This window comes from Deinococcus betulae, from assembly GCF_020166395.1.
GTDB lineage: Bacteria > Deinococcota > Deinococci > Deinococcales > Deinococcaceae > Deinococcus > Deinococcus betulae.
The window spans coordinates 112,769-122,778 of sequence record NZ_JAIQXU010000012.1; the positions used below are offsets into that span (position 1 = coordinate 112,769).

General features: G+C 69.4%; 9 protein-coding genes. 7 read left to right on the top strand and 2 right to left on the bottom strand.

What is annotated here, in order from left to right; translation table 11 throughout:
- Window positions 1-197 precede the first annotated feature (197 nt).
- Window positions 198-1,220, top strand: a complete 1,023-nt coding sequence (locus K7W42_RS11000; protein WP_224574641.1) for a DUF4384 domain-containing protein — start codon at window positions 198-200, stop codon at window positions 1,218-1,220.
- A gap of 43 nt (window positions 1,221-1,263) precedes the next feature.
- Here the strand turns inward: K7W42_RS11000 and K7W42_RS11005 are convergent, their stop codons facing one another.
- A complete protein-coding gene (locus K7W42_RS11005; RefSeq protein WP_224574642.1) occupies window positions 1,264-1,851 on the bottom strand; it encodes an NUDIX hydrolase in 588 nt (195 codons plus the stop codon).
- A complete protein-coding gene (locus K7W42_RS11010) occupies window positions 1,848-2,483 on the bottom strand; it encodes a MazG family protein (RefSeq protein WP_224574643.1) in 636 nt (211 codons plus the stop codon). Before K7W42_RS11010 ends, K7W42_RS11005 begins: the two co-directional genes overlap by 4 nt.
- Before the next feature lie 129 nt (window positions 2,484-2,612).
- Here K7W42_RS11010 and K7W42_RS11015 point away from each other — a divergent pair, with 129 nt between their 5' ends.
- The 6 genes from K7W42_RS11015 to K7W42_RS11040 all read left to right on the top strand — a co-directional run bounded on the left by K7W42_RS11015 (window position 2,613) and on the right by K7W42_RS11040 (window position 9,835).
- Window positions 2,613-3,068 (top strand): hypothetical protein, encoded by a 456-nt coding sequence (locus tag K7W42_RS11015; RefSeq protein WP_224574644.1) that lies wholly within the window; start codon window positions 2,613-2,615, stop codon window positions 3,066-3,068.
- A 212-nt stretch (window positions 3,069-3,280) separates the two neighbouring features.
- On the top strand, window positions 3,281-3,997 hold the full coding sequence (locus K7W42_RS11020) for an SDR family oxidoreductase (RefSeq protein ID WP_224574645.1): 717 nt from the start codon (window positions 3,281-3,283) through the stop codon (window positions 3,995-3,997).
- Window positions 3,998-4,088: 91 nt separating this feature from the next.
- Window positions 4,089-4,520 (top strand): SsrA-binding protein SmpB, encoded by a 432-nt coding sequence (gene smpB, locus K7W42_RS11025; protein WP_157458714.1) that lies wholly within the window; start codon window positions 4,089-4,091, stop codon window positions 4,518-4,520.
- A 35-nt stretch (window positions 4,521-4,555) separates the two neighbouring features.
- Window positions 4,556-5,908, top strand: a complete 1,353-nt coding sequence (locus tag K7W42_RS11030) for an N-acetylmuramoyl-L-alanine amidase (RefSeq protein ID WP_224574655.1) — start codon at window positions 4,556-4,558, stop codon at window positions 5,906-5,908.
- Window positions 5,905-6,456 (top strand): GerMN domain-containing protein, encoded by a 552-nt coding sequence (locus K7W42_RS11035; protein ID WP_369411339.1) that lies wholly within the window; start codon window positions 5,905-5,907, stop codon window positions 6,454-6,456. The genes K7W42_RS11030 and K7W42_RS11035 overlap by 4 nt, the downstream gene beginning before the upstream one ends.
- A gap of 76 nt (window positions 6,457-6,532) precedes the next feature.
- Entirely contained in the window at window positions 6,533-9,835 is a 3,303-nt protein-coding gene (locus tag K7W42_RS11040; RefSeq protein ID WP_224574647.1) for an SMC hinge domain-related protein, read from the top strand.
- Window positions 9,836-10,010 lie beyond the last annotated feature (175 nt).

The following is a 10,010-nucleotide window of genomic DNA, read 5'->3' on the forward strand; positions in this document are numbered from 1 at the left end:
GGCGCCAGACCAGCGAGACAGGGACAGGCGGCCTCTTCCGGGTCGTCTTCTTTTGTGCGCCTAGATCGCCTGTTTTCGGCGTCCATCAGGCAGGCGTCACCTCTCTGACGGTGACCTGAAGCACCATTAACAAAGCGCCCTATCTGGCTCACAGTGCGTCATGTTGTCCCCCGTAGGCTGCTTCTCGGAGGTACGACATGAAGAAGTTCCTGTTTATTCCTGCGGCCCTGCTGCTGAGCACGGCCGCTGCGGCACCCAAGATTAGCGCCCAGAGCATCATCGTGAACCCCACCCAGCCGGACCTGCAGGTCAGCGTGCGCGTGGACAAGGACGCCAGCGGCGCCCAGAACCCTGCTTACCGCGTAGGCGACAAGATCTCTATCAGCGCCAGCGCCAACCGGGACTCTTACGTGTACCTGTTTAACGTGAACCCCGACGGCAGCGTAGACCAGATCCTGCCCAACCGTCTGTCCGAGAGTAACTTCGTGAAGGCCGGCACCACCAAGACCTTCCCCTCGGCGGACGACAACTTCAATTACACCGTGGCTGGCCCCATTGGCCAGAACAAGGTGCTGGCCCTGGCCAGCCTGACGGAACTGAATCTGGACCAGATCAGCTCCTTTAAGACCACGCAGGATCAGTTTGCCACCGTGAACGCCAAGAACCAGGCGGGGCTGGCGCAGGCCCTGAGCATCGTGGTGAACCCCCTGCCCCAGAACAGCTGGGTGAGCGACACCGCCTTCTACACCGTGGCGGCCCGTAACCCCGTGGCCACCGGCAGCCTGTTTGTGGGCACCAACGTGAACAACGCCACCGTGATCCTCAATGGACAGCGACTGGGCGGCGCCAACGTCACCTACAGCAACCTGCGCGCCGGCACCTACCCCGTGCGTGTCCAGGCCCCTGGTTACCGTGACTACACGACCACCCTGGCCATCCGCGCGGGCAGCACGACCAACCTGAACGTGGAGTTCGCCCAGGCCGTGACGCCTGCCCCGGCCCCCGCGCCCACCCAGTACACCATCACCATCCGCAGCAGCGTGGCGGGCCGCGTGTTCGTGGACGGCGACGAGGTCGGCACCATCCGCAACGGCGTCCTGAACGTGCGCGTGTCGCGTGGCAGCCACGAGATCATCATGGTGGCGCCGGGCTACCGCACCTTTAGCAGCACGTACAACGTGACGCAGAACGGCCAGATCACGATTACGCCCACCCGCTAACCCCAGCTTTCACCCGCACCCCTGCCAGTTGGTAGGGGTGTTTTTAGAGTTGTGGGCCGTGGGTCAGCAGGTCGTGCAGCACGCGCGCTGTCATGCCCCAGATGTCGTGCCCCTGCCAGGGATAGCGGTAGAGGGGGACCAGGGTGCCGTCTGGGAGGCGGCGACTTTCACGGAGAACAGGCAGCGCGCGCAGGTCGGCCAGAGAGGGCAGCAGGATCTGCGCCACCTCGCCCGAGAGGGTCAGCGTGGGCTCGGCCGGAAGACGCGCCAGCACCGGGGTGACGTGGAAGCCCACAGGCGTGAACACATCGTCCAGGGTGCCGAGCACCTGAATCTGCGCCGCGTCCAGGCCCACCTCTTCCTCGGCCTCTCGCTGGGCGCCCGCCACCACATCCTCGCCCGCTTCCAGGCTGCCTCCGGGAAAACTGATCTGCCCCTTGTGGGTGGGCAGCTCGGCCGAGCGTACCGTGAGCAGCACGCGCGGGCTGGGTTCTAGCGTCAGGCCTACCAGCACCGCCGCCCGGCGGTAATCCGGCAGATGCAGGGTGCGGCGCTCGCGGCCCCCCACCCAGGCGGCCCAGGGGTCGGCCAGGGCGGTGTCCAGAGGGTCGGGCGCAGGGAAGCCGGTCACGCGCCGTCCAGCGCACGCAGGGTGGCGGCGGTGTGGTCGCGCAGGGCCAGTTCGGGGTCCACGCCCGCCATACGGGCCCACGTGACCACGGCGGCCAGGGTAGCGGCTACGTCTTCGGGGGTGGCCGCCGCATGGGTCAGGTTGATGATGGCCGTCGCCTGCGCGTTAGCGGCAGTCGTGCCCGCCAACTGCTGCGCCTTCGCCTCACGGGCCAGGGCGCCCAGCCCGGCAGGCACCCGCTGCGAGGGCCGGCGGGGCTGCCCCTGTGCGGCTCCGCCCTCAGCCGCCTTGATGGCCTGCCAGTTGCGCATGACCTCGGCACTGTCGGTGACCGCTACGTCCCCAAAGACGTGGGGGTGACGCCGCACCAGCTTGTCCACGATGGCGCGCTCAACGGCAGGGTAGGCGAAGGTGCCTTCTTCCTCGGCAATCACGCTGTGAAAAGCTACCTGCAGGAGCACGTCACCCAGTTCGTCGGCCAGTTCGGCGCGGTCTGCGCTGGCCACAGCGTCGGCGGCCTCAGCCGCTTCTTCCAGCAGGTAGGGCCGCAGGGACTCGTGGGTCTGCTCCTGATCCCAGGGGCAGCCGCCAGGGCCACGCAGGCGCCGCATGACGCTCAGTAGGTCTTGCATGGCCCCACTGTAGTGGGCTTCTCTGCCTCTCTGCCAACGCAAAAAACACCTTTCGGGGGCAGACGGCCGCTCGGTGACCCTCACGGGGAGTTCACGCGGCGTCAGGTGGCGTGTGTTGCACTGGTCCCCATGAAGACGCTTCTGCCCCTCACCGCCGCTCTGGGTCTGACGGCCGCCTTTGCCCAGGGGGCGCCGACCAACTGGACAGGTGCCCGCCTAGCCGCCGCCACCTACGTGATTCTCGACCCGGTCATTGAAGGCAACCAGAACCTCGTGAGTGCCGAGCAGCGCGCCAGCATCCTGGCGGCCATGAAACGCGACAGCGGCGGGGCCATCAAGCGCCGCTATCCCAGGGCGACCATCACCGACAACGCGGCGGCGCCAGGAGCCATTCAGGTGCGCCCCGTGTTCGTGGCCCCACGCTCGCTGGTGCCCTGGAACAAGCTGGGCGCACGGCTGGAGTTCCGGGTGCCGGAAGGGCAGAACGTGGTCTTGAATGAGTCGTTTGGTATCTCGGTGCTGCTGCGTTACCGCGCGGAATTCGTGAACTACATGTATGACCAGCTGGCCCAGCGCCTGCCGTAAGGGGCGGGAGGTAGAGAGTCGGGAAGGCTGACGGTGTCTGGCTCCTGCCCAGTGTGAGACAGCTGGAAAAGGGCGTTTGGGTTGTTACCGTTCTTCCTGCCAAGGCTGAGGCTCTGTTTCTGGCCCTACTCCCCTGAAAAAATCCCTGCTTGGCCTTCAGACTGGCGGCGCCCCTACACTGCGGCGCCGCCGGGTCGTGTTAGCGTCCGCGCATGACCAACACGGCGAACACACAGAAAAGCGCCTTTATTACGGGGGCCAGCAAGGGCATTGGCGAAGCGGTGGCGCGCGCGCTGGTGGCCGAGGGGTACCGCGTGACACTGACCAGCCGTCACCAGGCCGAGATCGAAGCGGTGGCGGCCGCCTTAGGCGAAGGCGCACGGGGCGTGGCCTGTGATGTGAAAGACCCGCAGGCGGTACAGGCGGCGGTAGACGCCCACGTTCAGGCTTTTGGCGGCCTGGATGTCCTGTTCGTCAATGCAGGCGTGGGGCATTTTGCCAGCGTGGCCGACCTGACTATCGAGCAGTGGCAAGACGTGATCGACACCAACCTCAGCGGCGCCTTTTACACCGTCAAGGCCGCCATTCCGGCCCTCTCCGCACGCGGCGGGTACATCTTCACCCTCTCCAGCCTGGCAGGCAAGAACCCGTTTGCCGGCGGGGCCGCCTACAACGCCAGCAAGTTTGGTCTGAATGGCCTCTCCGAAGTGCTGATGCTGGACCTGCGCGACCGGGGCATCAAGGTGACGCAGATCATGCCGGGCAGCGTGGCCACGCACTTTAATGGCCACACGCCCGACGACCAGAAAGACGCCTGGAAAATCCAGCCTGAAGACCTGGCCCAGCTGACGGTGGACCTGCTGAAGATGCCGGCCCGCACGCTGCCAAGCCGGGTGGAGGTGCGGCCCAGCCAGCCGAAGAAGGGGTAAGGGATGCGTGGAAGACGGCCGGCATGCGCGCCAAGCAGGCCGTTTTCTCCGCCGCTGGCCGTCTACTCACCACTCACCGCCCCTTGCTAGAATGCCTCCCGTGTACACGAACCGCCGCGCTCATTACGAGTACGAACTGCTGGAGCGCTTTGAAGCGGGGATCAGTCTGACCGGCAGTGAGGTCAAGAGCATCCGGGCGGGCGGCGTGGACTTCCGGGACGCCTTTGCGCGCCTGCATGGTGGGAATGTGGACCTGGAGGGGCTGTATATCCCGACCTATAAGGAAGCCACCTACAACAACCATGAACCCCGGCGCACCCGGCGCCTGCTGCTGCACCGTGAGGAAATTGGCAAGCTCAAGCGTGGCCTGGAGCAAAAAGGGCTGACGCTGGTGCCCACAAAGCTGTACCAGAAGGGCAAGTATTTCAAGGTCGAACTGGCGCTGGCGCGCGGGAAGAAGCTGCACGACAAGCGCCGCGCCGAGGCCGAAAAGACCGTGCGCCGGGAGCTGCGCGAGCTGTGAGGGCGCCTAGACCAGCGCCGCTGGGTCGGCGCGCCATGTGGAGTGCCCTGAGTGCGGGCCTGCTGCTGATTGGCCTGGCAGGCGCCCAGATTGCCTTTAGCCGCCTGAGCCTGGCCGGGCAGACGGTGGACAGTATTCAGCTGTACGGCGCCGAGTACGCCAGTCAGACGGCCTTGAGCGGCCTGCTGACCGTCACGCGCGAGAACCGCCTCGTGCGCGTGACTGGCCTGGGCCACACCCTGCTGCTGCCCATTGACGAGGACCAGCAGCGCGCCACCACCGACTTCAACACCGTGCAGCTGGACGCCCGCCGGGTGCAGGCCCGCGCGGCCACCCTGGTCAACGGTAACCTCTACCTGCCGGTAGAAACCCTGGCCGCTGGCCTGGGCGCACAGTACGAGCCCGGCAAATTCACGCTGGCGCCGCCCCAGTTGCTGGGCGTCAGCAGCCGCGCGGGCCGCGACACCGACCGCTTGGTGCTGGACCTCAGCCGTGACGTGACGGTGCAGGACGAGCAGCGCGGCGACCGCGTGGTGCTCACCCTACGCGGTCTGAGTGGCGAGGCAAGGCGCTACACCACGCGCGGCGCCTTTGTGAAGTCGGCCGAGGTGGCCAAGGCTGGGAGCGACCTGACCGTGACCCTGCCGCTGCCCGCCACCAGCGGCTACCGCGTGTATAAGGTGGTGCGCCCCGGCAACGTGCGCGTGGTTATAGACGCTGGCCCTGGGGTGGCGCGGAGCAGCCCTGAGGTCCTGACCCGCGTCACTGCGCCCCTGATTGTGCTGGACCCCGCGCGGGTCTCGGGCCTGGGCCGCGATGTGACCCTGGAGGTGTCTCGCCGCGCCGCCGAACTGCTGACCAAGGCTGGCTGGCAGGTGCGCGTGACCCGAGACGCCGCTAGCACCCTGCCGCGCGAGGACGCCCTACGCCTGGCCCGCCAGAGCGACGTGTACCTGGCCCTGGACCTGGGGCGCCTGCCCGGCGCCAAGCGAAGCGGGGTGACGGTGTACGAACAGACGGGCCGCGCCGGCTCGCAGCTCGTGAACACCCTGCGCGCAGGCACGGCGCCGCCCTACGCGCCGCTGGTGGTGGCCGGGGCCGGCAGCACCCGCCGCCTGAGCGAACTGCTGCGCGGCGAACTCCGGGGCGGCGGCGTAACGGCCCGCCAGGAAAGCACCACCCGCGTCCTGAGTCTGGGTGAGGCCCCGCAGGCGGCGCTGCTGCTGGAACTGGGCTGGTCGAACAACGCCGAGGACGTGGCCAAGCTGGGCGTGGACCAGCGCCTGCAGATCATGGCCGGGGCCGTGGCCCGCTCGGTGGCCACCTACCTGACGGCGCGGGCGAACAACAACGCGAATATCAGTGCTGAGGCGGGGGCGCAGCCATGATGGCCCTGCGCAAACTGTTCTCGCTGTTTAATGTGGTGGCTGCCGCGCTGCTGGTGGGCGCGGTTCTGGCATTGCAATCAGTGCAGCGCACCCCACCGACGCCTACGCCCCCCCGGCCCGAACTGACCGAGCGCCAGGCCCTGAAAGTCAAGGTGTACTTCACCGACACCCAGGTGCAGCGCCTGCGGCCCGAAACGCGCACCATTCAGGTGGCGCAGCAGGGACCGCGCGCCCTGGCGCAGGCGGCGGTGGACGTGTGGGCGCGTGGTCCCTACGACAAGTCGTTCCTGGGCGTGGTGCCGGCGGGTAGCGTGCCGCCCAAGATCTACCTGCGGGGTCAGCACTTCTATGTGGACCTGCCCGAATCCTACGGCGCCCTGCGCTACGGGACCAGCGGCGAGCGCATGCTGCTGTGCACCCTGACCCGGACACTGCTGGAAGACCGGGGCCAGGACGTGACCTTCCTCCTGAACGGGCAACGGGTCGAAACCCTGGGCCACCTGGACCTGCGCGAGCCGTTTACGCGCCAGGACTGCACCGACCTGTGAGGAGAAGCGGGGTTTAACGGGTTCAGGTGCTTGCAAAGTAGTCTGCAGGCGCCTAACCCCTCTCCCCCTAGTCCCTATGCTCCGCAGCATCACCCTGCACGGCTTCAAGAGCTTTGCCGACCGCACCCGCCTGGAGTTTGGGCCGGGGGTCAGCGCGGTGATTGGCCCCAACGGCAGCGGTAAGAGCAACGTCGTGGAGGCCATTCGCTGGGCCACCCACCAGGCGCGCGCCCGTGACTTGCGCGCCGGGCGGGCCTCGGAGCTGATTTTTCACGGCAGCGGGGGCAAAGCGCCGCTGGGTCTGGCCGAGGTGCAGTTGGAACTGCACACCCCGGAAGGCCGCGTCAATCTGGCCCGGCGCATCTACCGCGACGGCACCGCCGAGCAGGACCTGGGAGGCCGCGCCGCCCGCGTGCGCGACGTGCAGGGGGCGCTGCGCGGCACGGGGCTGGGGCCGGGGGGCCTGGCCGTGATTGGCCAGGGCGAGGTCAGCGGGGTGGTGCAGGCCGAGGGCAAGACGCTGCTGGGCTACGTGCAGGAGGCCGCTGGCTTGTCGCGCGCCGTGTCCGCCCGGCAGGAGACCGAAGCCCGGCTGCGCGAGGCCGACACCCATCTGGACAGTCTGCGGCTGGTCTTGCAGGAGCGTGAAGCGGGCCTGGCCCGGCTGGCCCGCGCGGCCCAGGAAGCCCGCGAGTGGCGCGCCCTAAGCCTGCGCGTCTTGACCCTGGACGACGCCGTTAAGCGTGAGCGCCAGGCGGCCCTGGCCCGCGAAATTGCCGGGGCGCGGGCCGAGGCTGAGGCCCTGGACGCCCGCAGCGCCGCCCTGGGCCGTGAGGTGCAGACGGCGGCGGCCGCTGTGGACACCGCCCGTGAGGCGGCCCAGGCGGCCCGCGCCCGCCGCGACGCCTACGCGGGCGCCCTGGACACCCTGCGCGCCGCCCGCGACGCCGCCGCCCAGGCCGCGCGCTACCGCGACCATCTGGTGGCAGAGCGCGCGGCGCTGGACGCTGAACGCGCCGCTCTGCCCACCCGCGCCCCCGACCAGCTGGCCTCTGACCTGGCCGCCCTGGACGCGGCACTGGTGGCTGCTCGCGCTGGCGCAGAGGCGGCTGAAACCCGCACCCGCCGCCTGGACGCCGAGCTGACCCGTGCCCGCACTCTGGTCGCCCGCGCGGCCGAGGCCCAGGCCCGCGCGGCTGGTGGCCAGGAGACCCTGCGCGCCGAACTGGACCGGGCGCAGGGCAATCTGGACACCACCACAGAGGCGCTGCACGCCGCCGGTGAGCGACTGGAAGCGGCCCGGCACGCCCGCGAACAGGCCGAGGGCGCTTACCGCACCCTATCTGCTGAGCGCGAGGCCGCCCTGGCACAGGAGCGCCACCTGCGCGCCGAACTGGCCCGCGTGAATGCCAGCGTGGCGCCTCTGCGCCGCGAACGCGAGCGGCTGGAGCAGACCCTTAATTCCTACGCCCGCTACGGCGAGGGCGCTAGAAACGCCCTGCGGCTCGACCACCCCGGCATCGTGGGGTCGGTCGCCGACCTGCTGACCGTCCCCGCTGAGTACGAGGTGGCGGTGGGGGCCGCGCTGGGCCGCCGCCTGGAACAGGTGGTCGTGGCCCGGGCCGAGGACGCCCGCGAGATCATTGACGAGCTGAAGCGCACGGGTGGGCGCGCGACCTTTCTGCCGCTGGACCTCATCCGCGCCCGGCCCCGGCGGGACGGCGGCCTGCTGCGGGAGGACGGCGTGGTGGGCAACCTGGCCGACCTGTGCCCCAGCGACCCGCCGCTGGTCGGTGAAGCGATTCTGGCCGACACGCTGGTCGTCCGGGACCTGCGGGCGGCCAACCGAATTGCGCGCAGTCACGCAAGCCGCCCGCGGTTGGTCACGTTGGACGGCGAATTGGTAGAGCCGGGCGGCGCGATTACGGGGGGCCGGGCGCGTGATACGGGGGGCGGCGTGCTGGCCGACCAGCGCCGGTTTCAGGAACTGGACGCGGAACTGGAGGAGGCCGACCGTCAGGGCACGCGCCTGGGAACCGACCTGGCTAAGGTGGAGGCGGCCCTGGGGGGCGGGGCGACGCAGCACGACACCCTGCTGGCAGCCCGCGAACGCGCGGCCCAGGAGGAAACGCAGGCCGAGCGCCGCGTGACCGAACTGGGCGCGCAGGCCCGCAGCCTGGAAACCCACCGCGACCGCCTGGCTGCCCGGCTGGGGCCGGAGGTGCCTGCGACTACTGACCCCGCCGCGCCGCTGCCGGACCTGGGCACCCTAGACCATGAGCTGAGCCAGGCCCGCGCCGCGGCCGAAACAGGCCGCGCCGCCGAACGCGCTGCCGCTGAGGCCCTGGCCCTGGGCCGCGAAGCCGACGCCGCGTGGCGCGCCTACCGCACCGGCCGCGCCCGTGCCGGTGAGCTGCGCGCCCGCCTGGAGGCAGGTGCGGGCGCGCTTGAGACCCAGGAAAGCCATGTGCAGGACGCCCAGGCCGAGGTCGCACGCCGTGAGGCCGCGCTGGGCACCCTGGACGAGAACGAATACGCCCGCGCCGAGTACGCCCGTGAACAGGCAGCGCAGACTTACGCGAATCTCATCGCCAGTCAGAACAAGGCGCGCGCGCGCCTGGAGGACTTGCGCCTGCTGGTGGCCCGGCGTGAAGGGCTGCAAGAGCCTCTCCCCGACGGCTGCCTGCCCCCCGGCACCCCGCGCGAGTGGACGGCTGAACTGGGCCGCGTGCGCGCCGCCCTGGAGGCCCTGGGGCCGGTCAACGCCCGCGCCGAGGCCGACCACGCCGCCGAAGCAGGTCTGCTGGACGCCCAGCGTGCCGAAGTGACCGACGCCGAAACGGCCGCTGCCGAGTTGCGCGCCCACCTGACCGACCTTGAGGGCGCCGAGGGCCAGGCCACCGCCGCCGCCCTGATGCGCGTGAACGCGGCCTTCTGCGACTACAGCGCCGAGCTGCTGGGTGGTCAGGGCGAACTGGAACACGAAACCGATGAGGCCGGCCGGATCCGGGGCGTGCGGCTGGCGGTGCAGCCCAAGGGGAAGCGCACGCGCTCGATGACTCTGCTCTCGGCTGGGGAGCGCACGATGGCGGGTCTGGGGTTCCTGTTCGCCCTCAACCATGCGGGTGGAGAGGGCGGCGCGGGCGGTCTCCCCCTGGCGGTACTGGACGAGGTGGACGCCCCACTGGACGAGGCCAACATTCGCCGCTTTACCGCCTTCCTCAAGTTGTTCAGTGAACGCGGCGCGCAGTTTCTGCTGGTCACGCACCAGAAGGCCACGATGGAAATTGCCCACGCGCTGTGGGGCGTGACCACCGATCAGACGGGCGCCAGCCGCGTCCTGAGCATCAAACAGCCTGAGGACGCGAAAGCGGGGTGAAGATGGGCACCGACGAACCTCTCAGACTGGCGCGAATTTCTGAAGACCTCGCCCTGTGGAACGACCCGGTGATGCAGGACTGGGGCACCGTGAATGCGGACAGCGCCCGGCTTCAGGCATTTGCCCAGTACGCTGCTCAGCACGCAGACACTCCAAAAACCTCGGCCGCCGAGTA